This window comes from Candidatus Poribacteria bacterium (assembly GCA_021162805.1).
Lineage (GTDB): Bacteria > Poribacteria > WGA-4E > B28-G17 > B28-G17 > JAGGXZ01.
The window spans coordinates 74511-100945 of the sequence record JAGGXZ010000224.1; the positions used below are offsets into that span (position 1 = coordinate 74511).

The 26435-nt window shown below is 53.0% G+C and carries 21 protein-coding genes and 1 tRNA gene; 8 read left to right on the forward strand and 14 right to left on the reverse strand.

The genetic code is table 11. The annotated features are described in order from the left end of the window. Nucleotides 1-7: 7 nt before the first annotated feature. The 11 genes from J7M22_18640 to J7M22_18690 form a co-directional block, all read right to left on the reverse strand. Nucleotides 8-2098, reverse strand: coding sequence for a hypothetical protein (locus J7M22_18640; GenBank protein MCD6508624.1), 2091 nt, complete (start codon nt 2096-2098; stop codon nt 8-10). After that, entirely contained in the window at nt 2001-3032 is a 1032-nt protein-coding gene (cas6, locus tag J7M22_18645; GenBank protein ID MCD6508625.1) for a CRISPR system precrRNA processing endoribonuclease RAMP protein Cas6, read from the reverse strand. The genes J7M22_18640 and cas6 overlap by 98 nt, the downstream gene beginning before the upstream one ends. A 611-nt stretch (nt 3033-3643) precedes the next feature. Beyond that, the gene (locus tag J7M22_18650) at nt 3644-3949 is read right to left on the reverse strand and encodes a hypothetical protein (protein MCD6508626.1); all 306 of its coding nucleotides are present in this window, start codon (nt 3947-3949) and stop codon (nt 3644-3646) included. Nucleotides 3950-4045: 96 nt separating this feature from the next. Then, nucleotides 4046-6799 carry an alginate lyase family protein gene (locus tag J7M22_18655; GenBank protein ID MCD6508627.1) on the reverse strand — a complete coding sequence of 918 codons (2754 nt, stop codon included), beginning with the start codon at nt 6797-6799 and terminating at the stop codon, nt 4046-4048. A gap of 50 nt (nt 6800-6849) precedes the next feature. After that, complete coding sequence (gene mnmE / locus J7M22_18660; protein ID MCD6508628.1) at nt 6850-8232, reverse strand: tRNA uridine-5-carboxymethylaminomethyl(34) synthesis GTPase MnmE; 1383 nt, start codon at nt 8230-8232, stop codon at nt 6850-6852. Continuing rightward, complete coding sequence (locus J7M22_18665) at nt 8222-8869, reverse strand: protein jag (protein MCD6508629.1); 648 nt, start codon at nt 8867-8869, stop codon at nt 8222-8224. The genes mnmE and J7M22_18665 overlap by 11 nt, the downstream gene beginning before the upstream one ends. After that, nucleotides 8869-10575 (reverse strand): membrane protein insertase YidC, encoded by a 1707-nt coding sequence (gene yidC, locus J7M22_18670; protein MCD6508630.1) that lies wholly within the window; start codon nt 10573-10575, stop codon nt 8869-8871. The genes J7M22_18665 and yidC overlap by 1 nt, the downstream gene beginning before the upstream one ends. A 55-nt stretch (nt 10576-10630) precedes the next feature. After that, a complete protein-coding gene (yidD, locus tag J7M22_18675) occupies nt 10631-10840 on the reverse strand; it encodes a membrane protein insertion efficiency factor YidD (protein ID MCD6508631.1) in 210 nt (69 codons plus the stop codon). Further along, nucleotides 10833-11183 (reverse strand): ribonuclease P protein component, encoded by a 351-nt coding sequence (rnpA, locus tag J7M22_18680; protein MCD6508632.1) that lies wholly within the window; start codon nt 11181-11183, stop codon nt 10833-10835. The genes yidD and rnpA overlap by 8 nt, the downstream gene beginning before the upstream one ends. Continuing rightward, the gene (locus J7M22_18685; protein MCD6508633.1) at nt 11183-11845 is read right to left on the reverse strand and encodes a hypothetical protein; all 663 of its coding nucleotides are present in this window, start codon (nt 11843-11845) and stop codon (nt 11183-11185) included. Before J7M22_18685 ends, rnpA begins: the two co-directional genes overlap by 1 nt. Next, complete coding sequence (locus J7M22_18690; GenBank protein MCD6508634.1) at nt 11832-12344, reverse strand: HNH endonuclease; 513 nt, start codon at nt 12342-12344, stop codon at nt 11832-11834. Before J7M22_18690 ends, J7M22_18685 begins: the two co-directional genes overlap by 14 nt. A gap of 193 nt (nt 12345-12537) precedes the next feature. Between J7M22_18690 and J7M22_18695 the strand changes: the two genes are divergently transcribed. The 8 genes from J7M22_18695 (at nt 12538) to J7M22_18730 (ending at nt 24027) form a co-directional block, all read left to right on the forward strand. Continuing rightward, nucleotides 12538-12615, forward strand: a tRNA-Pro gene (locus J7M22_18695). Nucleotides 12616-12660: 45 nt separating this feature from the next. Beyond that, nucleotides 12661-13563, forward strand: coding sequence for a sigma-70 family RNA polymerase sigma factor (locus J7M22_18700; protein ID MCD6508635.1), 903 nt, complete (start codon nt 12661-12663; stop codon nt 13561-13563). Continuing rightward, nucleotides 13550-14308 carry a DNA repair protein RecO gene (recO, locus tag J7M22_18705; protein MCD6508636.1) on the forward strand — a complete coding sequence of 253 codons (759 nt, stop codon included), beginning with the start codon at nt 13550-13552 and terminating at the stop codon, nt 14306-14308. The genes J7M22_18700 and recO overlap by 14 nt, the downstream gene beginning before the upstream one ends. Then, nucleotides 14305-17313: a glycine--tRNA ligase subunit beta gene (locus J7M22_18710; GenBank protein MCD6508637.1), complete on the forward strand. Its 3009-nt coding sequence runs from the start codon at nt 14305-14307 to the stop codon at nt 17311-17313. The genes recO and J7M22_18710 overlap by 4 nt, the downstream gene beginning before the upstream one ends. Nucleotides 17314-17319: 6 nt before the next feature. Beyond that, nucleotides 17320-18570: a hypothetical protein gene (locus tag J7M22_18715; protein MCD6508638.1), complete on the forward strand. Its 1251-nt coding sequence runs from the start codon at nt 17320-17322 to the stop codon at nt 18568-18570. A gap of 17 nt (nt 18571-18587) precedes the next feature. Next, on the forward strand, nt 18588-22256 hold the full coding sequence (locus J7M22_18720) for a HEAT repeat domain-containing protein (protein ID MCD6508639.1): 3669 nt from the start codon (nt 18588-18590) through the stop codon (nt 22254-22256). A gap of 11 nt (nt 22257-22267) precedes the next feature. Continuing rightward, on the forward strand, nt 22268-23311 hold the full coding sequence (locus J7M22_18725) for a Gfo/Idh/MocA family oxidoreductase (GenBank protein ID MCD6508640.1): 1044 nt from the start codon (nt 22268-22270) through the stop codon (nt 23309-23311). 38 nt (nt 23312-23349) lie between these two features. Next, complete coding sequence (locus J7M22_18730) at nt 23350-24027, forward strand: hypothetical protein (GenBank protein MCD6508641.1); 678 nt, start codon at nt 23350-23352, stop codon at nt 24025-24027. On the opposite strand, the gene J7M22_18735 is transcribed toward J7M22_18730, so the two are convergent. The 3 genes from J7M22_18735 to J7M22_18745 all read right to left on the reverse strand — a co-directional run. Next, on the reverse strand, nt 24005-25051 hold the full coding sequence (locus tag J7M22_18735) for a CehA/McbA family metallohydrolase (GenBank protein MCD6508642.1): 1047 nt from the start codon (nt 25049-25051) through the stop codon (nt 24005-24007). The two genes, J7M22_18730 and J7M22_18735, sit on opposite strands and share 23 nt — an antisense overlap. After that, on the reverse strand, nt 25052-25948 hold the full coding sequence (locus J7M22_18740; GenBank protein ID MCD6508643.1) for a bifunctional hydroxymethylpyrimidine kinase/phosphomethylpyrimidine kinase: 897 nt from the start codon (nt 25946-25948) through the stop codon (nt 25052-25054). It lies immediately after the preceding gene. After that, nucleotides 25945-26435, reverse strand: a 491-nt coding sequence (locus J7M22_18745) for a homocysteine S-methyltransferase family protein (GenBank protein MCD6508644.1), incomplete at its 5' end; no start/stop codon positions are given. The genes J7M22_18740 and J7M22_18745, both read right to left, overlap by 4 nt.

A 26435-nucleotide genomic window follows, 5' to 3' on the forward strand; every position in this document is an offset into this window, starting at 1 on the left:
CGTCTTGTTACTCAAGCATCTTCATTATCTCAACCAGATCCCATAAAGGGCAGAAAATCCCGTCCTTTTGATCTCTCTCCCCAAAGGGTCGGCGGTTGAGCCTGTGTGCGGGAAGGAACTTGAATCCGAAGATTCCCTGCCATGATCCTGTCTTTTCGGCCGACTCCAGATCCTCGAAGAACTCTTTCCCTCCTCTTCCCATCTGATAGGCATAATACAGCATAGCTGCCAAAGGACTGGCTTCCAGGAATGTCTGCGTCATCCTATACAATCTCCCTCTGTGGGAAGCGCTCATGTGGCGGGATTTCTCCAGCAGGAATCTGAGCTCATCGGCTCTGAACGGCCTGAGCGTCATATACATCTCCCATGCCGTTTCCTTTCTGACGAACATCCTTTCCAGATGTGATTTGAGGTCTGAGGGCACTTTTTCGGGGGAATCCGCCAGCATCAGGGCGATCGTCCCGCCCCCTTCCGGCTCCGCGTGCCACGCCCTCTTAGCCCATTTCATGAGACCTGATTCGGCGAACTCGACGGCGATCTGTATGGGGGTTTTGTCGTCACATATGAGTCCTCCGAGCGAGAAGGCGGCTCCGGGCGAAAGCTCCATATCGGTCAGTGCGACGAACCTCTCGCAGAACCTCGGTGCAATTCTCCCCCAGCATATCAAGCTCAGATCGTCTCCGCCGAGGGCAAGTATCTGGAAGGGAAATCTCTCCAGGGGAGGCGGAGATCCGGGGCGCCATCCCTCTTTCAGGCTCATCGCTCCTTCCTGGCACGATCGAGCGACGGCAAGGGTGATGGCCGCCTTGATCGTCCTATCAACTCTGTTTGACCATTGTATGGCATCGGATATGGAGGAGTGGCGCTGGAGAATTGCCCCGAAGTTGTTGCCGTCGCCATAAATGACGCCTATCAGGCTTCTTCTGACCTTCCCTTGGGGGATCATATCCTGTAAGGTTGTGGGGGTATACTCCTTTCGGCGTTTGATTCCGAGCGGGCTCGGATCATCCTGCATGTCGAGCCATTCAAGGAGATATCCCAGCTTTTCCTTCCTCTCCTCTCTACCCCTTTCGAGTTTCGTCATACAGATACCACATACGGGGTGGAACTCCCCTTCCCGTTTATACCATCCCTCCGCCGGACGCTTTCGACAGAGCTCGCATCTCTCCTCGAAGGGCAGCGTCTGGACGAGAGGGATCTGGGATTGCAGGCGGTCCCGATTCAGGGAGAGGTAGGCTTTTCCTATCGAGTCGTTGAATCGTTCGACTAAATCCCTCAGTTCGATTCGTGCCGATCCGACGGCGAAGATTCCCGTCCCCAGTCTTTCGTACATCAGCCGCTTATACCGTTCAGCCCAATCCCCCGGGTCGTGGATCAGGAACTCGACGGTAGATGCGGCCTGGCGCAGGACGAGTTCGGGCCCCATTCGATCTCCTATCTCCTCGGCGAACTCCTCCGTTAGCTCATCCAGCAGCGTCGATGCGCCCCTTATCTCGTTGAGACCTGAGGTTTCAAAGATGTAGGATTTAATCCTCTGTGCGGCACATACGATCAGATGGACAGCCGTTCGATCGTTTACATTCAGCTTGGAGTGTTCATCTAACGATGGGAAGCGGGATCGAAGGAGGGAGGATAGGGGTTCGACGTCGGCCAGCTCTGATGTGAGGGCAGCGAGCCTGGCGAGGTTGATTCTCTCCGGAGAACTCCCTGATGCTCTGAGGCTCAGATTGACGATTATAGCTTCCTTCAGAGATCTATCCGATACCAGTTCCGATCGGTGGGATGGATTTCGTGGAGGAAGCAACGGAGGAAGCTTCGTTCCGTCCAGGAATTTCCCTCTAAACCACCCCGAGCCGGTCAGATCCAACCTGACCCCATCTATAAGCCCTTCCTCATCGAATCCTAATCCGAAGCGGATCGGGAAGATGATACCATAATAATCCCTCCAGAAACGAGCTGCTTCATCGGCTGCCAGCTTCGGGCTATTGTGTCTTTGCAGCCTACCCGCCAGTTTTTCGGCCAGATACGACCTCGTCCGTCTGATCCTCTCCTCGCTCAGTTCCACCTCCATCCCTGTCAGGCGATCCCTCCATATCATCCATCACCTCCATTTTCCCAAGCCCCATCACGCATCCTTTACCCGCGTGGAGTTTCTCCCCAGCTGCCAGGATGATCCTGAAGGGAGCTATTTCGCCTTCGAATCCCGCATATCCCATCACCCCGCCTATCTTCAGCCTTCTTTTCTGTCTCGTGGAAAATCGTTCCATATCGATCCATCTGAGCTTTGATGATCTCCTTTTCACCTTTTCGGCCATAGAGAAGGTGGCGGTGAAATCCAGGTTAAGCTTGAATCCGCAGTGGTAGGCGCATATCAAGGAAAGCCTTCTCAGGATCGCTCTGACAAGATGGTGAAACATCAGATCGCTCACGAGTTGTCCTCTGAATTTAGTTCTGAGTGGCGAGAGGAGGTTGATTTTCACCTTATTGTCGTTTATCTCTTCCGCTCGTCGAAGCAGATCGAGATGGGTGAAGAGGTAATGCTTGAACGGTGAGTTTACCTCTTGCTTCCGGTAGATGTTAACGCTGCCCTGAGGGGTGATCGAGTCGACGGAAAGAAGCGAGAACCTATCCCTTTTAGGTCCTATACCGCTTTTCTCCAGTTCGATGAACGCCGACAACACATACGGGAAGGCCTCCACCGCATCCCCTATAAGGGTGAAGTCGAATTTCAGGGATGCCGGATCATCGGATGGGAGGGGCGAAATCACGAAAGGGCGGGGGATATCCCGGATCGTCCGAAACTTCGGGGCTCCTTCAAACCTGACCGTCTCAAAGAGATAGGCATATGGACAGCCGGTATGAAGGACACAATCGGAACACTCTCTACCTCTGGAGACACAACATATCCTTTTCAGCTTCGCCCCGAAGGCTCCCCTAAGGATAAATCCGGGGTAACCCGGGATATGAAACCGATCCTCCGCCTCGAGGGAGAACCTGTAGATTGAAAATCTCAATCCGTCGAGATCCAACACTTACTCCCCCGCTGTTATCAACGAAGCTATTCACTTATAGTGTAGCGTCGCCACCGACCAGCATCCACATTTAACTTCGCCGCCATCCAAGATGCCTTCTATATGATATCCTTCTCGGCCATGGCAGACATTAACCCCAGGTCCTCGCTACACTTAACAACAACATGAGCGGAGTTATTATATCACATCCTTAGGGTGGAGTCAAAGACGCTCGTATATTGGGTGCATAGGAAATTCATCGGTAACAGGAAAGAGGATCGTAAGTTTGTAGGGGGCTAGGCATTCAATGCCTAGCCCTACAGTTTGATCCTCTCAGAGCGAAAAGGAACGAGGAACTAGGAGCAAAGAACAAGGTTCTCATTCCCTTGTTTCTAGTTTCTTTCTCCTTGTTTCCCCTCATGTCTAACAGGATATACCGATACTATCGCAATCCCCTATGAAGCGGGATAGGAAAACACGTTGAACGTTTTAACGCTTATTAGCGGGTCTTGGTTTGTCGATATCCGATTATAATCGATCGTCAGTGCCCTGTCAAGTATACGGGCTAAAGTAAGGTGGATAAGCTGTAAAAGCTATTCTAGGTTTATGCCACTCCTGATCGTGCCGGATCGCTATGACCGGATCAACAGGAGAAAGGCCGCTCCACCGGCTGTTACATCAGGAGGCTCAGCGTAGCCCACGCAGTTTCCCCAAAAATCACTGATTATGCCGGAGGAATCCACCTCTCCCACTCGATTGCCGTAGAAATCATAAACTACGCCGGAGGAGTCCACCTCCCCTATACGATTACCGTAAAAATCGAAAACAGTTCCTGAAAGATCAACTCTGCCGATGTGATTGCCGTAGAGGTCTCGCACGTTCCCTGAGGAATCTACCTCACCCACATAATTGCCGAAGAGATCCTTTAATAAACCCATTTTTAACCTCCCTCTTGCCCCGGTAGGGACGCAATATGCCCTGTTATCCAGAGCTTTTTCATGAGGATACGCCGAAGGGGCGTTGAAGGTTTAAGCTTAAGGCGCCTCGAATTTGGCCTTTATCCTCCCCTTTTCATCCTCGCGCACACACATCGCCTCGGATTTGGTGATGAATCCGGCGAATTCAACCTCCTTTCCCGGCGAATCGTTGAACAGGACATAATCGGTATATCCGTCGGAGAACCTGATTACTGTGCCGATCGCGTTGGCGTCTGAAGGCCGTAACGCCAAGGGATCGACGGAGAGGATGGGGTCCTTTTTCCCCTGCCGAAGCGGATAGAGCAGGTAGAGGAACCGGATAACGCCGTCACCTCGTTTGGTGTATATCGCCGTCGGTATGGGGCGCCATGGATGATTGGCCCATCCCTGAACGGGGTTCTTCTGCCCTTTTACGATCCTCGCCTTCAAATCGCCATCCAGGAGCGGGATTATAACGAGATTGCTTCCCTTATCCCTCCTCGTCTCCACCTTCAACGTCCCCTCATCGAGGCTTGCCTCCTCGCAGTCGAGGTGGAAAAGGGATTCATAGGTATGTTCCCTTCTGTCGGCCGGAACGAGGGTATCTTGGATGACGAAGTAATCGGGTTTCACAAAGAGGATGCGACGGGTGTGGATGACGTTGATCTCGTTTCGATCCCCATAACCGCTTTTATATCTGCCACGGACGAAATCGAAGAGCGGCTTGCTGACCCAGCGGGTATCGTCATTCGGAGGTTTCGGTTTATCCCATGGCCTCGGCCAAACCCAGGTCTCCCGTCTCCTTCGCCTGTTCTGCCCTTCCCCATCGACCATGATGGTGTTATGGCCGGGGGAGGTGATGATGTATCGACGCCATCTGCTTCGATCGTATGAGTAATTTCCCGGATCAAGCACAAGCTGATCTCCATAAGCCCAGAGAACGAAATGAAGCTTATCCTCATGCTGATGTCCACTGCCGAAGGGGCCGGAGTCGAAGAGGAGGTAAACGGCGTCACTCTTCCAGCCTGATCGCATCACGTAATGACCTGTGTAGGGGAAAGCATAGGACGTATATCTGGGTTTTTGGCCCTTCTCACCCAGCGTGGCGCCGAAGAGGAAGTCCTCGCGATGGGGGAAAAGCCTGTAACCCCGCATCAGCAGCTCTCTCACGTCGGAGTTACCGGAGTCGTTCAGTCCGGGTATCGCCCCGTTAGGCATCATAGCGTAAAGCAGGTAGTTGAACATCTTCTCGAGCTTATCCTTGAAATCGATCGGTATCTCATCCTCAAACCCGTTCATCTTCGCCCTTTCGATAAGGTTGCACATGTTGCTGACGACCCAGTTGTTATATCCAGCCGCCAGTTCATCCTCCATCCCGTCAGGATAAACCTCCTCATCCAGTTGTCCATACAGCCTTTCGATGGCCGTGTGTCGCCACTTCTCGGCCTCCTTAAACTCGGGGAAAAGCATCCCGGCGGTGAAAAGCCCCATGGACTCCTCCGTGAGCCAGTTTCGACCTGTAGGCCACTTAACCAGATGTCGCGCCTGATCGGCAACCGATTTCATGATCGTGACGATCACCTCGTCGGTGAACGCCGGTGAACCGAGACAGCGATAGAAGGCATCGGGCCATGTCCTTTCAAGCCTTATCCCGGTCGTCAGGGTCTGCCAAGCATAGCAACCTCCCGGAGCCTGATTGCCCGATGTGATGAGCGGCGGAGGGTTGCTCCTGATCCAATCCATCCACTGTTCGGCCAATGCCTCTGCATACCGCTCATATCCCGTCTCCCAGTAGGCCTGAGCGAGCTTCTGGAAGTGGAAATGCCGGTTAAGGGCCTCGTTCCACAGATGTGTCCTGGCCTCACCTTCGGTGGGATTGGCTGCCCAATCGATCCGATCCTTGAACTGTACCGTCCACGGCCTGTTTCCGTAGGTCCATGTAAACCTCTTATGCACATAATCCTCGGCATCGCGGGGAGGTTTGGGGAGATCCGAATCGAGGACGAGGACGATCCGAGCGCCGGTTGCCTTTTCGGAATAGATCCAAAGCTCCAGATAGTCGAACTTGCTCCAATCATGCGGTATCCTCCAGCATCTGATGCGTGGATTGATGGGATGATCGGCCCATCTGCCTAAAAATTTACCCTCTTTTGAAAGCTCATCGGTGCGTTCAATCCCCTCGAAGGGTGGAGATTCGGACTCGAAGTCGCAGACCGTGACCGTTCCCTCCTTCCCCACCAGCCTGATGCCATCGAGGTAAAGGGTGGTCTCGGGGTTCGCCTTCAAACCCCATCCCGTGGCACTGAACATGATATATCGGATCCACTCCCATCCGATCGGATTTCTGGTAGGGGAGAAATCCTCCTTTTTGAGCTTAAAGTGTTTCCACCCCTGCCAGTCGATCGTGAGGAACAGATGATAATAATCCCATCCCCCGGGGTTTTTGTCCGCTTCGGGCGGCGGCACTTTCACATCGAGGAAGGGATGATCACGCCAGTCGAAGAACCATCTCGGCCATTCGCGTCTCCGGATGTGCTCGGCGAGTGCTCTCCTGGCCGAGGCGTAATCCCCCTTCAGGACGGCCTCCTTGACCGCTTTGAGCTGAGGCATATCTAGGTCGAGCGATTTGAAAAACTCCTCATCACTCATGCTCGGTCCCTCCCTTTTCCGTTCGGACATCCGGATCACCTTGAACCCGTCCAGGTGGAGGACGGGTTCGGGATTCGGGCTATTTCCCCATCCACCTCTCCATAGCTTCGCATCGTAGCTTTTCCCCTGTGGCGATGCGAAACTTATGGAAAGCCCGATCAAAAGGACGATCATATATGGCACCTCACACCTCCAAAGATTGAGAGTTCATCATGGGATATAGGGTCCGGAGGCTATTTTCCTATGCAAAACTGGGAGAAAATCCTGTCCAATATCTCCTCATTTGTGACCGCTCCCACTATCTCGCCAAGGCAGTTCAAAGCGCCGTGGAGGTCAACTGCGACGAGTTCCGGCGGCTCCCCCCTATCGATGGAGTCCATAGCATATGAGAGGCTCTCAAGCGCCCTCCTCAGGGCATCTTTGTGCCTGAGGTTTATCGTCACAGAGGAATCGGATGAGATGACCTTACCGCCTGTTATAAGCTTGACGATCTCCGCCTTCAGCTCGTCCACACCTATCTCCTTGAGAGCGGATATCCTCACGATCCGTCTGTTCGAGAGTTTCGCCAGATCCTCCGATGAGATCTGGGAGGGCAGATCTATCTTGTTCATGACGATCAAGGCGGGTTTGTCCGAGATAAGCCTGATAAGCTCGAGATCCTCCTCCGTCAGCTTCTGCGAGGAATCGAACATAGCCAGTACCAGATCGGCCATCTCTATCATCCTCCTGCTTCGCTTGACCCCTTCCAGTTCAACGGGATCGTCGGTTAATCTTATGCCTGCAGTATCTATGATCTTCACCGGTATGCCGCCTATGTTTATGTATTCCTCGATGGAGTCGCGAGTGGTCCCCGGTATATCCGTCACGATGGCTCTCTCTTCGCTGAGGAGCCTGTTGAGGAGACTGGATTTTCCGACGTTAGGCTTGCCTGCTATAACGGCTCGAACTCCCTCACGCAGTATCCTCCCTTCTTTTGCCGTCTCGATGAGCTTCTTTATCTCCTCGGCGATCGCCTTCAGCCTCTCTATCATCTCATCGGGTGGCATGAAATCCAGCTCCTCATCGGGGAAATCTATCGACGCCTCGACCTCGGCCAGGATCTGAGCGATGGAGCTTCTCAGCTTTCGGATCTTCTCGGAAAGCCCGCCGAGGAGCATGTTCGTGGCCGTCTTGAGGCTGAGATCCGTCTTCGCCCTTATCAGATCTATAACTGCTTCGGCCTGGCTGAGGTCTATCCTTCCGTTGAGGAAGGCCCGTTTGGTGAACTCACCCGGTTCGGCGAGCCTTGCTCCCTGGTGCAGCAGGAGATCGAGTATTTTCGCCGTCACGATCGCTCCGCCATGGCAGTTTATCTCGACGATATCCTCCCTTGTATAGGTATACGGGGCGCGCATGACGGAGAGGAGGACCTCATCGATTATCTGATTCGACTGGGGATCGACTATATGGCCGTATGTGATGGTATGTGATCTGACGTGGGTGGGTTTTTTATCGGGACGAGCGGGCCTGAAGACGGAATGGGCTATCCGGATCGCCTCAGGCCCGCTGAGCCTAACGATGCTTATGCCGCCCTCGCCGGGCGGCGTGGATATCGCTGCTATGGTGTCAGATGCCATGTTCGCGTTCATAGCCCTCACGTGTTGTTATGACGACGCATCTGTTATCCCCTTCACCTCTCGAATATGTTCTCACTTCCTCATCGTCCTGAAGGGCGAGGTGAATGATCCTGCGCTCATGCGCGGGCATAGGCTCCAGCACTATCTCCCTGCCGGTCATCTTAACCTTCTCGGCAAGCCTATGGGCCATATCTTCGAGAACCCTTTCTCTCTTTTCACGGAATCCACCGGCATCGAGTATTATCCTCTTCTTGACGAGCGCCCTCCTGTTGACGATGTTGTTGAGGAGGAATTGGATCGCCTGAAGGGTTTCACCCCGCCTCCCGATGATCAAACCGGCATCCGGCGATGAGATGTTTATGTGTATGACGCCTTCGATCGTCTCGCTCTCGAGCTCACATTCGACACCCATGAGGTTTATCAATCGTTTCAGGACGATCTCCGGTGTGGAGTAGGGATCCTCCTTGAGGGTGACCCTGACCTTGGCCGGTTTGGCTCCGAGGCCGAGAATCCCCTTGCTTCCCTCACTCAGAACTTTAACGATCACCTGATCCCTTGTCACACCCAATTCCTTAAGGGCAAGCTCGAGAGCCTCCTCCGGAGTTCTGCCTTCCCGTTCGATGTATTGCGGGGCCATTATGATACCTCCTTTGACTCTTTTCCTAACGACCAGCCGCTCATCAGGTATTGTTGCAGGATAGTAAGCAAATTGCTGGTCAACCAGTAAAGGACCAACCCTGAAGGAAAGCCGAAGAAGATAAAGGTGAAGATAAGAGGCATGTATTTCATGTATTTGGCCTGTTGCGGATCGGTCGATGCCATAGATATCTTCTGCTGGTAGAACATCGAGATACCCATCAGTATCGGCAATACCCTTATCGGTATACCGATCCCCGGTATCACCCCCAGGGTATCCGGCTCCGATAGGTCTCTGATCCATAGTATAAAGTGGGCGCCTCTCAACTCGATAGCTTCCCTCAACATGTTAAACAACGCCCAAAAAATCGGAAGCTGCAGCAACATGGGCCAGCAACCGCTCATCGGGTTGATTCCATGTTCCTTGTATAGCTTCATCAGCTCCTTATTCATCCTCTGCGGGTCGTCCCTGTATCTCTCCCTCAGCTTCGCTATCTTAGGCTGCAGAACTTGCATCTCCCTCGCGGACTTGATCCGTTTGATGGTTAAGGGATAGAGGATTATATTGATCAGAATCGTCAACAGAATTATAGCCACTCCGTAATTGCGGACGAGTTTATGGAAGAAAAGGAGGATCGAAAGCATTATCTTCGAGAACGGTCCGAAGAAGCCGAAATTGATCAGCTGATCGAGCCTCACGCTGTAGATCGGCTTTCCCGATTCAGAGTTTTCCGGCGCTTCGACCTTTTCAAGGATCGATCTAACCTTAGGACCGACGAAGAGGCGGAACCTGTTGGATTTAACCTCCTTAGGGCCTAAAGTGATTCCGGTGACTTCCAGCTCAACCAGATCCTCGGGGGATTGAACGTACATCGGTTTTATCTGTTCCGAAGTGGTGACCTTCCTCACCTTATAGGATGTGTTAAGCGACTGGTCAGGGATTATCGCCGCGGCGAAGTATCTGCTGTTGAGGGCGACCCAGAGAAGAAGTGACGGCTTTTTGCTCTGTTTCTGCTTGATCATGTAGGACTTCGGCCCGTATCTCCTCATGGATTTCTTCAAATCGCAGCTTATGCCCGGACCCCACTTCAAGCTGTATCCTGAGGCGAGCCGGTCAAACGGTTTATCTGAGAGGTTTTCAAACTTGATCTCCATGTCCACCGTATAGCTCCCCCTATGGAAGGTCAACACCTTCCTGACGATGAGAAGATCTCCGAGCTTGGAGGTAAAGGCGAGCGTGTCAGTTGGGTTTTGATCCGTCAGAACCAGCTCATTTTTGTCCGCCTCCCATGACCCTTCGGCAGCGAGCCACTGAAGCGATGGATCCTCAAACTCCATCTCAAGGCAATATATGGCTGAGAACGGGATGAGATCTATCGGTTCAGCGGTCTGAGAGTGTTTTTTGCGATACTTCTTCAGCTTCCAACTGATAGCGGTGGCGTCCTTCGTATCGAACTTGGCCGTATACAGGTCCGTTTCGACCGTCACTATCTTACCTTCCTTCCTGGACTTCCCGGGAGGGGGCTTCGATATCTCGACCGATTCGACCTGAGGTTGAGGTTCGGGCTGAACCTCCTGTTGGGCAGTTCTCTCCTCGGCCCGTTTCCCTCTCACCCCGGGTGGAGCTATCTTCGTCTGAAGATATATCCATCCGATCATCACCAATCCCATCAGCACGAGCGCTATCACATATCTTTTATTATCCATGTCGAACAGCTCCTCAAAGCGTAGATTAACCTTTAGGTTGGAGATGGCAGTGGGTTTACATGAGGGGATCGTATCCGCCCGGGTTGAACGGATGACATCTGGAAAGCCTTTTCAGGGAAAGCCAGCCGCCTTTGATCAGACCGTATTTCGAGATCGCCTCCATCGAGTATTGAGAACAGGTGGGGTAGAATCGACACGATGGAGGGAAAAGGGGCGATATGAAGATCTGATATCCTCTTATCAGGAGGACGATCAATTTAGCCATCATCGGTCTCCTCCTTCAGAAGTCTCGCCCTTTTGAAAAGATCGAGCATGGCGGCCTGGGTTTGTTGACATTTCATGGTGATGGCCGGAGCTCGTCCGACTACCACTATGTCGTAACCCTCCTCTAATTTATCCTTCAAAAGCCTGAATGATTCCCTGATAAGCCTTTTAACGCGGTTACGCTTGACGGCCTTTCCGAGCTTTTTGGTAACCGCTATCCCAAGTCTGTTCTCGTTCAACCCGTTAGGTAAGACATAAATGACGAACACTTCGTTCCAGAATTTCTTTCCCTCTTTGTAAACCCTCTCAAACTGCCATCTCCTGCGAAGAGTTTGAAATTGCATCACTTCTCTCTGAGTTTTTTAACCTCCACCCTGGAGGTCCAATCCCTGTATCCGATCCTTCCTCCTTCCAAATCGATGTAATCTTTCATGTCGGATTGCAGGGCGATGTATGGGATCAGCGTGTTTTCGTCTTCAATTAATCCGACGACCGTATCAACCGAGTTCGATTCCTTATCGAATCCCCTCACAGCGGCACAGATGATGAGATATTCGGACAGCAAACCTTCATCGGTAAGGGATTTGGGCAGAAAACTGACTCGAACGACGTTTTTGCCTCCTTTTGCCCTGCCGTTAACCAATTCAACCCTGCTGACGTCGAGCCCCTGGTTCTCCGAAAGGAACTTCTTCAGCATATCCGGTGCGAATGGTATCTCGACCGCCCCACCCGTCTCCGTCTGAGATATCCTAGATATCAGCGAGACAGTCGGGGCATCGGTGAATTGAAACGGCAGCGAAAGGGAAGTTTCCCTTCGGCTTTCCGCCCCTGTGACGCCGATCTCCCTGCCGGTTTGAGCCCTTACCTCCTCGCCTAATCTCTCCATCAGGGCGAATTCATAGTAATAATCAACCGGCGGATGAAGGGCACATGAAGCTAAGATAAAGGGGATCAACAGGCTAAGGGATAATCTCAGCAGAGTTGACGCATGATCAATCGTTATCATGAAATAGATACTCCTTCCACGATTCGTGATAGCCCTTGGCGAATTTCGCTATGTGTATGTAGAGCGAAGGCATCGTCGGCTTTCGGATGAGCTTCATCCCCGCCTCTGCCGGTGTGCGGTTGCCCTTTTTGTTGTTGCAGCTTTTGCAGGCGGTCACCACGTTCTTCCAGGAGGTCATCCCCCCTCTGGAAAGCGGGATAACGTGATCGAGCGTTAGCATCGAAGCCGGAAATCTCCTGCCACAGTATTGGCAGGTATACTGATCCCTGAGGAACACGTTCTTACGGGAAAACCGCACGGTGGAATGGGGCACCCTCACGTACTCCACCAACCTAACGACATGGGGAATGCGAATCGAAAAGGATGTAGACCTCACCTCATACTGCGACTCCTTCTCGGGATGCGCAACACCCTTGATTATCATCTTCAAGGCCCTTTTGGCGTCGCAGATATTTATCGCCTCATAGCTGGCATTTAAGACCAAAACGGGAATGTTCATGAAATCGGCGAAGTCACCCTACCCCCTTACCTCTGAAGTTATTATATTCGCTGATATTTTAGCATACGGGATATTATACTTCAAGTGATATACTGCCGAACGATGAGCGATTTCGGAGGGATGGAAGAAGGAGGTTCTCTGAAAGCCCTTGCCTTTCATGGTGATGATTGTTAAAATATATATGTTGAGAGTTCGGGGCGTAGCGCAGTTCGGTTAGCGCGCCTGCTTCGGGAGCAGGAAGTCGGAGGTTCAAATCCTCTCGCCCCGACCATTTTTATTTTTAACACACCACCTCCCCTTGTCTGAAACGGACGAGATGGATTCCAGGAGAAGAACCCCTGAGGTGCCAGAGGGAGATATCGATCTACCCACCGGGGAAAGCGTCGAGCTGTTCCATCCCATGGAGGAGCGCTCCGACCTGATAGATATCTACCTGAGGGAGATCAGCCATATACCCTTGCTCTCTCCGAATGAGGAGGCGGAATTGGCGAGAAGGATCTCTCAGGGGGATGAAGAGGCCCGTAAAAGGCTGATCCTCTCGAACCTAAGATTGGTGATCAGTATCGCCAAGAAATATGTTAACAGAGGATTGCCTCTCATGGATCTGATAGAGGAGGGAAACCTCGGCCTGATAAAAGCCGTGGAGAGGTTCGACTATAGACGAGGGACAAGGTTCAGCACATATGCATCTTGGTGGATAAGACAGGCCATCACCAGGGCCATCGCCTCTCAGGGACGCACGATAAGGCTTCCCGTCCACATACTGGATATGCTGAGTAGATTGGTCAACATCTCCCGAAGATTGGCTCAGGAGTTGGGCAGGCAACCGTCGATTGGAGAAATCGCCGAGAGGATGGGTCTCAGCGAGGAGAGAATCGAGGAGCTCTTTAACTTCGCCCAGCGACCCGCATCCCTGCAGGATAAGCTCGAGGGATTCGACGATACATATGTGGAGGATATGATAGAGGATAAGAGGGATTCATCCTTTGAAGAGCTCGAGAGAAAATTTCAAAGAGAGGAGATAATGAAGCTTTTGGAGAAGCTCTCCGATAGGGAGCGTGAGACTATAATACTGAGGTATGGGTTGAAGGATGGCGTGCCGCTTACCCTGGAGGAGGCGGGTAAAAGGTTCGGGATCACGAGAGAGAGGGTGCGACAGATCGAAATGGAGGCGATCGAAAAGCTGAAACGATGGGTGAGGGGGAATGAGCTTATGTAAATGCCATGGGATACTTATAAGAACCTTTAACTTCGGCGAAGCGGATAGGATCGTTTCCTTCTACACAGACAAAGGGAAGCTGAAGCTGGTGGCAAGAGGAGCAAGAAAACCAAGAAGCAGATTCGCCTCGGCGCTTGAGCCCCTGAACTACGGACAGGTGGTTTATTTTGAAAGATCAAGCTCTAACCTCCACTCGCTCAGCTCCTTCGATGTGATTGATCGGTTTGAGCGGATAAAGGGAGATTTGGATCGGTTCTCCTCGGCATCGATGGCCTTGGAGTTAGTCGATATCGTCTCCGTTGAGGGGATGTCAGACAGAGAGGGGTTTCGGCTCTTTACGGAGTATCTGAACCTGATCGAGGACTCAAGCGAGCCGGATCTGGTCACATATGCCTTCGCCTTGAAATTCTTATCCCACAGCGGGTTCAGACCCCAGCTGGAGCGATGCGTCTCATGCCTTTCGCCGATCAAAGGCACACCCTGGTTCAACGCTTTATCAGGGGGTGTGCTGTGTGCCAGGTGCGCGGCCAGGTCACGCGGACAGCGGTTTGTCATAACCAGAGGGGCGCTCGAGATGATGAGGAAGATGCTGAACGGCGATATCTCCCGATCAACCAGATTCAGGGCGAACAGAACCTGCAAAGGGGAGATCAGAAGGGCGATCACCTCCTTTATCCAAAGCCAGACTGAAAGGGAACTGAAGAGCCTACGTTTCATCGAATCCATGGAGAGGGTGGTTCAATGAACTTTCAGGATATGATAATGGCACTTGAGAGGTTCTGGGCCTCTCAGGGATGTGTGATACAGCAGCCATATGATGTTGAAGTTGGAGCGGGAACCTTCAATCCTGCCACCTTCCTTCGGACTTTGGGCCCCGAGCCGTGGAGGGTGGCATATGTCGAGCCCTCCAGACGCCCGACGGACGGCAGATACGGCGATAACCCCTACAGGCTCGGCCATTACTACCAATACCAGGTCATCCTCAAACCGGCACCGGTGGATTCACAGGAGATATATCTGGAGAGCCTCAAGTATCTCGGAATCGATCCCAAGCGGAACGACATCAGATTCGTCGAGGACGATTGGGAATCACCCACACTCGGAGCGTCAGGATTGGGATGGGAGGTATGGTGGAACGGCGCTGAGATCACCCAGTTCACCTATTTCCAACAGATAGGCAGCATCGAGGTGGACCCTATATCACTGGAGATAACCTACGGGCTGGAACGGATCGCCATGTACCTTCAGGGCGTCGACAGCGTCTTCGATATCCAATGGAACGAATACTTCCGATACGGCGATATACATCGTCGAGGCGAGTTCGAATATTCTAAATACCATTTCGAGGTCTCCTCCAGCTCGATGTTGTTCTCCCTTTTCGAGACATATGAGCGAGAGGCGATGGAATGCCTCAAAAACGGTTTGGTGTTACCGGCCTTGGATTACGTGTTGAAGTGCTCTCACACCTTTAACATGCTCGATGCACGTGGGGCGATAAGCGTTACCGAAAGGGTAGGTTACATCGCTCGGGTGCGGAACCTCGCACGTCGGGTCGCAAGGGCATATGTCGATCAGCGCCAGGAGATGGGACATCCCTTCATCGATAGGATACCCGTTCAGGAACCGAGCTCGCCGGCTGTAAAGGATGTGAAGAAGAACAAGCCACGGACGGAGGGAGAGGCTGACCTGCTGTTTGAGATAGGAACCGAGGAAATCCCCGCCTCATACATCCCGCCAGCACTGCGCCAGATGCGGGAGATGGCCGAGAGGTTCCTTGAGGAAAATAGGATCAGACACGGCGAAATAACGGTGTTGGCCACCCCTAGAAGGTTGACCCTCCACGTCAAATCGGTCTCCCTTCGCCAGGAGGATAGAGAAAGGGTAATCATGGGCCCACCTAAACACGTGGCTTTCGATCCGGACGGCAACCCGACCAAAGCGGCGCTGGGGTTCGCCCGTAAACAGGGTGTATCGGTGGAGCAATTACAGCTCACCCGGACTGAAAAAGGGGAGTACGTCTGTCTCCACAGGTTCGAAAGTGGTAGGCCGACAGCCGAGGTGCTCGGCGAGATATTGCCCAGAATTATCTCATCCCTGAGCTTCCCAAAGATGATGAGATGGGATGGGATGAGGTTCGCCCGGCCTGTAAGATGGATCGTGGCCATTCTGGGCGGTGAGGTCGTGCCCTTTGCCTGGGGCAACCTCCAATCCGGAAGGATCACGCGCGGACATAGATCGCTTTCGGAAGGAGACCTGGAGCTTCAAACTGCCTCTCTGGAGGAGTATAAGGACAAACTCCGATCCGCCTGCGTTATAGCGGATCACGAGGAGAGACGAAGGGAGATAAAACGACAGGTGGTCGAGATACTCCGAGAGGAGGGATGTTCGACGGAGATAGATGAGAATCTGCTTGAGACGGTCAACTTCCTGGTGGAATTCCCCCAAGCCGTTGTGGGTAAATTCGCCGAATCTCACCTGATTCTGCCCGAGGAGGTCCTCATAACCTCCATGCGCAGACATCAACGCTACTTCCCGTTCAGAAAACCAGATGGCGGGTTGCTCCCGAAGTTCATCACGATCTCCAACGGGACGGATAACGGTTGGGAGAACGTAAAGAGGGGAAACGAAAGGGTTCTGGGGGCAAGGCTGGATGACGCGGAGTTTTTCTACAAGGAGGATCAGAGAGAACCTTTGGCCGATAAAGTCGAAAAGCTTAGGCATGTCATCTTTCAGGAGAAGCTCGGATCGCTCTACGATAAAACTCAGAGGCTCAGAAACCTCGTCGTCTATATGGCCGGTGAGCTGGGAATGGATGAGGAGGATATGGAGATGGCGGCCAGGGCGGCGGAGCTTTGTAAGGCCGATCTGGTCACACATATGGTCATCGAGTTCCCTGAGCTTCAGGGGATAATGGGTGGGTATTACGCCCGAAATTCGGGCGAGCCGGAGGAGGTCGCTCTGGCCATAAAGGAACATTACAAGCCTTATTCCTCCGAAGATGAGATACCTTCAACTCTGCTGGGGGCTATCCTCTCAATCGCAGATAGGATCGATACGATCGTCGGACACTTCGGTATAGGTGAAACCCCAACCGGCTCACAGGATCCCTACGGGTTGAGGCGAGGTGCTATAGGGCTTATCAGAATCATCCGGCGGATGAACTTGGCCTTGGACATAGAGGACATGGTTCGATATACCTGCTCGCTCTATGAGGATAGGATCGATGAGAACACGGCCCAAGGGGTAATGCGTTTCATCCGGGATAGATTATTCAACATGTTCATCGACGAGGGATTCGAACACGACGTTGTGGATGCGGTCCTCTCAGGCGGGTTTAACATGATTCATAACCTGCAGGAGAGGATGAAGGTGGTTTCGGAGTTTAAATCGAGCGAGGAATTTGATAAAATTTATCCATCCTTCTATCGCACCTTCAGGATAATCCCGAAGGGGTGGCAGGACACATCGGTGGATGAGGGGAAACTGATTGAGGATGGTGAGAGGGAGCTGTTCTATCGGTTTTCCGAGATCGAGCCGCTTGTCGAGAGGTTGTGTGAAGATGGGGATTTCCCCGGAGCTTTGAGGGAACTCTCAAAACTCCAGCCTATCATAGATCGTTTCTTCGATGAGGTCCTGGTGATGGCTGAGGATGAGGGATTAAAGCGAAACAGATTGGCGTTGCTTAAGAGGATCACGGAAAGCCTCTGCCTTGTGGCCGATTTCTCCAAGTTGGTCGTCTCAGGGGAGTAAACGGGCATGAAACTGCTCTTTGTGTTGACTCATATCGAAAAAAATGAGAATCCCTTCGTTACCTTCACGGTATTCGGGCTTATCTTTGTCTCCCCGATTCTCCTCGTTTTCTCATCGGCCTCGGCGATAGATCTATATCAGATTCACCTTCCGATAAGGGGATACAAGCCCTTGGTAACTTTGACCAATGTCACGGAGGATGCGGTCGACGCCCTCATCTCCTTTGTAGGTCGTGATGGGATCAAGACGCTGGTTAAGGTCGTCCAGCCATACACCACCGTGAGGATCAAGGTTGATGAGCTGCTGAAAGGCGAGGGACTGATACAAGCCAAGTTCGCAGCGGGGAAACTCAAGGTGATCTACTGGGGAATCGGCCAAAACGGCAGGGTTTTCGGATCGCAGTTTGTCAAGGCCGATCGTTCCAGACGGTTCGTCCTGGGAAGAAGCGAGAAGGGGTATCTGGTGCTGGCAGATCTACCCACCGAGATCGGCGTCGGAGCGGTCGTTAACGTTAAACTCTACAACCGAAGGGGAGAACTTGTTGACTCCTCGATGGAGAGCATTCCGGAAAATGCCGTTCGGGCAATACCCGTTGGGAAAATGGGTATATGTATCGTCGAGGTCAAAGATGGAGATGTGATCTGCGGTTATCGGGGTATATCTGAGAAAGGGGTCATCGCCCTCAATGCCCGACCGGTGGAGGAGATGGGAAGGGAGATCAAGCTGATGCTAGGTCCTCTCAGTACGGATGGGAAGCTTTTCGTAGCGAACCTTTCCAGGGACGGAGCAAGGGTCGAGATCGCTCTGAAAGGCGATGCCGGGATCAGAAGGATGAGGAAGCTCATACCCGGATGTGGTGCCGTCATGATAAGACTTTCAAGCCGTCTTGATGGGGGAAAGATCGCCTCCATATCCGCAAGGTCAAACTACCCTTTGATAGGATACTACTTCCCAACCCCATCGGCGGTGATTGAGCCGATCGGTAGGGTCCGGGAGGGAAGCGTAATCACGGCGGCGGCCTCGCCGGTCCACGATGGGAAAACCTCCCTCTTGGTGATCAATCCGACTTCGAAGGAGACCTCCGTGAGGTTCGGAGGATATGGCAGGGAACCGGAGAAAGCGGTGTTTTTAAAGCCCGGTTCCTGGTTTTCCAGAGAGATCTACAGCACAACTCCGGTTAAGGCCGACGGTGAGATCATCACCCTGCTGGTCGGCTATCAAGGAGATAGGCCGGTATGGGCCGTACAGATACAATAAAGATTAGGGAGGGACAAATGAACCACTTTCGTTGGTTTGGTGTTCTGTTAATCGCTGCCTTTTCAATCTGGATTTTATCGGGTTGTGGTGAGGAGGAGAACAAGGATATCCTTAAAGCGAGGGAACTTATCCAAAATCAGGAGTTCAAAGGGGCAGTTCAAAGGGTCCAGGCCGCCTTGCAAACGGAACCGGATAACGCCGAGGCGTTATGCTTCAAAGAGATCCTTTCCGTCAGGGGCAATCCGGACCCTGAGGCCTGGCGAACCGCCCTGGAGAGATGCCTGAACAACGTCAAGCCTCTGGAGAAGGAGATAAAGGATCTGGAGGCGAAAGAGGAGCCGGATGAGGAGGATCTGAAGAGGCTCGAAAGGCTTGTGAGATCCAGAAACTACGCTATGGGATTTCTAGCTAAGAGCTTCGCCGATCTGATGGAGAGGAAAACCGGTTGGGCCAAACCTCTGTTGGAATCAAGCTCCGATCTGGTGGTCAGAGCGATGCTTATAGCGGGGAAGTGCTACGACGAGGACGTGCGGGGTAAAGTCGAGGCGGTTATCAGGGAAATGGGACAAAGCGCCGTAAGACCGCTTATATCGGAGTTGAAGTCCGACGATCCGCTTATCAAAGCTCAGGCAGTTTATTATCTTGGAAGGCTTCATGCCAAGGAGGCTATCGGCCCGATAACCGATCTGACCAAGCCCGGCTCTGAATCATACGAGGTGATGTATCAGGTTCCGATCGCCCTGGAGCTGATAGGGGGAGAAACGATCGTCACTCCTCTCAGAAACGTGCTTAAGAGCCAATATGCCCAGCCTAAGATCTATGCCGTCAAGCTCCTGGCACAGATGAACGCCAAAGAGGCGATACCCGATCTCGTCGACCGACTGGCCGATACTAACAGCTATGTCGTCACAGCGGCCAAGGAGGCCCTGATCTCTTTCGGATCGGACTCGGTAAATCCGCTTCTGGAGGTCCTCGAGACCAAGGCGACCGATGTCCCACTTCCACCCTCGGCCACCGTGACGGAAGACAAGGAGAAATCAGCTAGAAATTCTGTGATCGGTAGGGCAATGGACGTTCTGGCGAGTATAGGGGATGAGAGGGCGATCTCACAGATCGTTCCCTTCCTATCGGATGATGATCTCAGGAGCAGTACCAGCTCAGCGCTCGTCAAATTCGGTCCCGCCTCCACGCCCGCTATGATCAAAGCCCTTAAATCCCCTGAGAGCAAGGTCAGGGTAGCTGCAGCGGACGTGTTGAAATCCACACTGGATAAACGTGCTGTCGACGCACTGATCGAGGCCCTTTCGGATCAGGATAAGGAGGTCGCGGCCGCAGCAGCGGCAGCTCTGGGGGCGATGAAAGCCAGAAAGGCTATACCCCGTCTTACCGAGCTCCTTTCGGATGTGGATGAGAGGATAAGGAGCAACGTCCTGGACGCCCTCAACACGATCGGGTATTACGACCCCGATATGGTCAAGGCGGTTTTAAGGATCGCCGAGGATAAAAACGAGAGGGAGAGCATCAGGATAAGCGCCCTGACCGTCCTGAAGACGATCAAGCCGAGCGAGGTGAGTAAGAACCTCATAGGGATAATGATGGCTGAGGATGAAACTCCCGATGTAAGGAGAGCCGCCGTCGCCGCCCTGGGTGAGATAAAGCCTAAAGAGGCACTTGAGCCGATGTTGAGGATCATAAGCGCACTGCGCGAGAAACCCAAGGATTATCAGAGATTGCTTAAGAAGAGGTTCAAGACGATCGAAGCGCTTAACAGCAAGTGGGGCACCGATTATAGGACGTGGGCCGAGATAAAACCCATCCCCGGAATCATCAGGGGAGAGGTTGCCCTCGCCCTCGGTAAAATCAAGGGGGATGAGGTGGTCGATCCGCTGATTAAAGCTCTCAAGGATGATGACAGGGCTGTGGTCAGGAAAAATGCCGCCTGGGCGCTCGGGGAGATAGGAGGTGAGAAGGTAATCGGTCCTCTGATAAAAGCGATGAAGGGGGATGACGTGGGGGTTGTGCGTAATGAAGCGGCTGTTGCCCTGGGTAAAATAGCATCGAAAAAGGCGGTCGGAGCTCTCATCAGGACGATGAAGAAGGACAAATACGAAACCGCCCGTAAGAACGCCGCCTGGGCGCTCAGCGAGATAAAGGATAAATCCGCCGTTGGCGCTCTCGTGGATGTGCTCAGCGATAAAGGCAAGAGCGAAGAGGAGAGAGAATCGGACGCCGTGATAGCTAAGGTCGAAACGGCGCTTATAAACATCGGCTCGCCCTCCGTTAAACCCCTCATCGGCCTTCTGGATCACGACAAGGCTTATGTCAGGGCTCGCGCCGTATATTGCCTGGGCAAGATAGGCGATAAGGCCGCTCTGGATGATCTAATGCGCGTGGCCGCCTCGGATGAGAGCCCAATGGTGCGGGGGTACGCGATAACCGCCCTGGCCAACTTCAAAACTCGAAAGGCGGTCAAATCTCAGAAGAAGGAAGCAGCCGGTGCTGTTGATTCACTGCTTGACCCGAAGGAATGGAAGACGAACAGGGCAAAGGCCGCTGAGACACTTGGAAACATAAAGGATGAGAAGGGGATCAAACCGCTCATTCGAGCGGCGGGATCTCCGATGAGCGAGCTGAGGGATAAGGCCATCATCGCCCTGGGCAACATAGGCGATTACAGAGGCTTCGACCTGATAGCGAAGTCGATCGAAACTGAGATAGACCCATCGATCAGGGCGGACGCCATATCGGCTATCGCCAAATACGGCGATTCGAGCATTGAGGACCTCTTGTTATCCGTTCTGAATGAGGAGCTTACATCGCAGACCCTCTCCATTCATGAGGCGGTCGTTTCGGCGTTGGGCGATATAGGAAGCGAAAGAGCTGTCGCGAAGCTTATCTCGATCCTGCGGGACAGATCACTGCCTACCTCGCTCAGGGCAAAGGCGGCCGAGGCCCTTGGGAAGATAAAGGACCCTGCTGCCTCAAAGGCGCTGCTTGAAAGGCTCAACGATGAAAGCGAATACGATGATGTGTGGAAGGAGGTGGCCCTTGCGGCCGGGAGGGAGCTGAAACTCAAGGAGGCCGCGCCGGCTATCATCGAAAGGCTTAAGGATACCTGGGAGCCTGAAAGTCTGCGAGCCACGGCTGCCGAAGCGCTCGGTGGAACGGGTACCGACGAGGCGATTAAGACGCTCAAGGAGATGCTCTCCGACAGCTCAGAGTCTGTCCGAGGCAACGCCGCCCTGGGGCTCGGTCATAGCGGCAGAAAGGATGTGATCAAGGATCTGATCGGCATAATGCAGAACTCCGGAAAAGCTGAGAGCGAAAGATACAAGGCGGCAAAAGCGCTGGGTAATTTCAGTACTAAGGAGGTCGTCCAGGCATTGATCCAGACCCTCAACGATACATCAGCTCAGGAGTCCGTCCGCAAGAACGCCGCCTCATCCCTTGGTCAGATAGGCACCGATGAGGCCGTCGATGCGCTCATCAATGCCTATCGTAAGACGGATTATCCGATCGGCCTCAGGCGGAGGATTCTGACCGCCCTGGGTGACTCTGGGAACCGCAAGGCGGCTTCTCTCCTGCAGGAGGCGATCAAGGATGACGATTCCGTCATCCACTATAACGCTGCCAAATCGCTCTTCAAGATAACAGGGACCGCACCGGGATATCGTTTCGGAAGGTAAGAGGAGGCAAAATGTCCGATGATACCTACCGGGTTGGTATAATAGGCTGCGGCGGCGTGGCGCGGGCACATGCTAACGCCTACAGAAGACATCCCAAAACCCAGATGGTCGCCGCAGCGGATATCAACCCTGAAGCGGTTGACAATTTCGCTAGGGAGTTCGACATACCGGCCAGATATACCGATTATCGGGAGATGCTCGATTCGGAGCAGATCGATATACTCAGCGTCTGCACATGGCCGATGTCCCACGCCGAGATAACCGTGGCTGCCGCTGAGACAGGTGGTATCAAGGGGATACTCTGTGAAAAACCTATGGCCACAAACCTCGGCGAGGCGGATACCATGCTGGAGGCCTGTGACCGTAATGGGGTTAAGCTGGTGGTGGGCCATCAACGCCGCTTCGAACCCGTCAACGTCACCGCTAGAAAACTGATCTTGGAAGGCGCCATCGGCCAACCGACCCTCGCTTTCAGAAAGGCAATCGGCGGACTTCTCAACTGGGGAACCCACCTGATTGATACCATAAGATACCTGCTCGGCGATCCTGAGACATTATGGGTGCTGGGCCAGATCTCCCGCAAAACCGATCGATACGAGAGGAGGATGAGAATAGAGGATTTCTCCGCCGCTATCATCTGCTTCGAGGGCGGCACCCGAGGAGTCATAGAGGTCGATCTGCCAGGCCCCGGGATGCCAGCCGCTCTGATGTATGGGTCGGATGGGATGATAACATACCAGGATGGCAGAATATTCCTGACGAATAAGAAGGGAGTGACCGAGGTGCAGCCCCGAGGCGATGGGATGAACCAGCTTGAGGAACTGATAGCGTGGATCGAAGGCAGAGTTGAGGAGCATAGAGGTTCCGGCAGACAGGCGAGATATACCATGGAGATCATGATGGCCATATATGAGTCGGTCAGGATCAGGGATGTGGTCAGAATGCCTCTCCAGATCAAGGAATCGCCGCTTGAGATGATGCTCAGCGAAGGGATACTCAAGGTCGAAAGGCCCGGAAGATATGACATCCGGGTTCCATTTGAAAATCAAAAATAGCTCACTGGGCGTATTCCCAACGAGATATGGGGTAACCGATGTCATCCGAGTTATCCTTGAGGGTTATCGACTATATAAAAGATGACCTCCTGAGGTGGTTCCTTAAGCCTATTCCTGAGGTATCACCAGAGGATGTGTGGAGCTTCAGAAATAAGCTTCACGCCTTACACCACTTCGCCGTCCGATCAGGGCTTCCGGAGGAGATACGATCTCAGATCGAAGCCATACTTCGGACAAGCGCTTCGCTATGGCATCTCATCTTCGACAATCATGAGGTGCTCGATTCCGTTAAGGACTACCACAACGTCAGGATGTTGGATGCCAACGCGGGGATACTATCTGAGGTCGAGGAGATAATATCGGGCGAGGAAACCCCTCGAGATGTGCTTATCGAAGCGATAGCCATATATCTCGGATGGAGAGCGGATACGATCTGGATAGATTCGGCCTGGAAGGAACACAAGGCCTCCGTGCACAATTATCTGCTGGAGCTACAGGATCACATGTGGGAGTTCTTCAACGCCGATACCTCCTCGGAGGGCGGGCCTTCCCTTGAAAAAGCCAAAAGTCTGGGAAGGCTGATGGACAAAATGGCGGAGATGATACTGGACGAGAACATCCCATCTACAGCACAGGTGAATCTCCTCATCAGGCTCTATCATCTCCTGCTGAGGCTTCAGATAGGCAGGTTGATCATGCAGATCGAGGGGATCTGAGGTAGATCGGGTTGGAGAATATCCAGGGCTTACGGCCAAGATAGGCCTCCGATCGGTATACGCCCGGGGAGGTTACACCGATTTCGACCTCCGACCTCATCTCGTCGAATATCGGCTTGCCGTTTCTCAGAATTCTGATCCTCGCCGGAATAGGGGTTTTAACCTTCAGAATAGCCCTTCCCGCGAAAATCCTCTCATCACCCATATTGAGTTCCACGCCTGCCATTTCACCCCTGAATAGAAATCCCGTGGAATCGGCGATCAGGTCATAGCCGATGAAACAGCTTCCATATCTGATCGCCTCGTGGATCATGGATATGCTCCGCGAAGGAGAAGCGGGATCAAGCGGTTCCTTGAGCAAGATATGATTTCTGAGGGTTCGGAAGAGATACTCGTAGGGGAGGATCTCCACGAAAGGGAGAAATGGCACCTTTTTGGCGTGGGCATCCAGACCGCACACCCCCACGACCTTTCGTGAGAGGTTAAGCTCATCCCACTTCGCCAGTGTCTCAGGCCGGGGGCCATCTATCGCTTTGCTCGGATGCAGGATGTAATAGGGTAGGGTGAGAAGGGTCAAATCCTTAATCCAGTCATACATATACGACCATATTTCCATTCCGTCAAACCCGATGACATCCCAATCGATCCACGGTCTATCCAGCACGGGGAAGAATCCCTTCTTTTCACCGAAGGGGTGGGCGATTATACCCACTCCGCCCTGCCGTCTGACTTCATCAATGAAGGGTTGAGCTTTGAGCGCCATCTTGGCCCTTATCTCGTTTTTGATTCCCAGAGCGAGATAGTGATTTCCGATCCACGGTGAGATCTCCTCATCCACGATAAGGAGCAACCCGTCATGCCATCCCTGCCATCGATCACGCCCTTTTAAGGTCTCATGATCGGTGAGGATGATGAAATCGAGGTTGGCTTTATGAGCCGCCTTTATTATCTTCTCGACCGTTCCTCCGCCGTCGGAGTACCGGGAGTGAATGTGGAGTGCGCCTGAATACTCAAACCACGACATCTAGAACCTCGTCATCTGATGCAATCGATCGAGCCGCCTCTCGATATCCTCCCTTGAGATCGATGAGAGCTTCCTGAGACTGAAATCCTCAACGTTGAAGGAAGCAAGCACCGTTCCATATGCGATCGCCTTACGCCAGCTTCCCTCATCGGTCCGCCCCCTTGAGGCGAGATATCCGATGACACCGCCGGCAAAGGAGTCACCGGCTCCCGTCGGATCCACAACCCTTTCGACGGGATAGGCAGGTATGGCAAAAAAAGTCTCCGATGTCAAGGATATGGCCCCGTGCTCTCCTTTTTTAACGATCACCCTATCGGGACCGAGCTCCAGTAGCTTCTTGGAGGCCGTTATCAGGTTCTCCTCTCCGGCGATCATCTTCGCCTCAGAATCGTTGAGTATGAGCAGATCGACCCGCCTGAGAACCTCCTTAAGCTCATCCAGAGCGGTGTTGATCCACAGGTTCATCGTGTCGCAGGCCACTAATTTCGGGGATCTGACCTGCTCAAGCACCTTCAGTTGAAGATCGGGATTGATGTTAGCCAGAAAGATATATTCGGAGTTACGATAGCTATCAGGCAGTTCGGGATCGAAGTCGGCGTAGACGTTCAGTTCCGTCGATAAAGTCTCGGCCACGTTAAGGTCGTTATACCGCCCCTTCCAGTGGAAGGTTTTGCCCTTCGCCCTGACCAATCCCTCCAAATCCACGCCGTGCGATTTAAGCAGTTCGATATGCTCGGATGAGAAATCCTCGCCGACGATCGCCACAAGTCTGACGGGATGGAAGAAGCTAGCGGCGATTGAGAAGTATGTGGCCGATCCGCCAAGGGCTCTTTCGAGCTTGCCATAAGGGGTCTCGATGGAATCGAGGGCGACCGATCCGACGACCACTATGCTCATTTTCGTTCACCTTTCACGATCCGGGCGATAAGGCGGATGTACTCAGGTGTGGTGCCGCAACAGCCGCCGATCACATCCGCGCCCGCCTCGATCATCTCAGGGACGCTCCTGGCCATCTCCTGGGGCGTCTGAGGGAAAACGGTTCTGCCGTCGATTATCCTGGGCACCCCGGCGTTCGGTTCGACCACAACCAGTTTCGCTCCGGCCTCTTTCATCTGACGGATGAGGGATGGCATCATCGATGCAAGCACATCTCCACAGTTTGCCCCCACGACGTCCGCGCCCGCCTCGATCAGTATTTTAACGGCCTGTTCCGGTGAGGTCCCCATCATCGTTCTAAACCCCTTTTTATCCACGTTATAGCTCATCGAGGCGAAGACGGGTAGATCGCAGACTTTCTTAGCCGCTTTGACGGCGGCGGCTGCTTCGTTCGGATCCATCATCGTCTCTATGAATATCAGATCTACACCGCCCTGAGCTAAAGCTC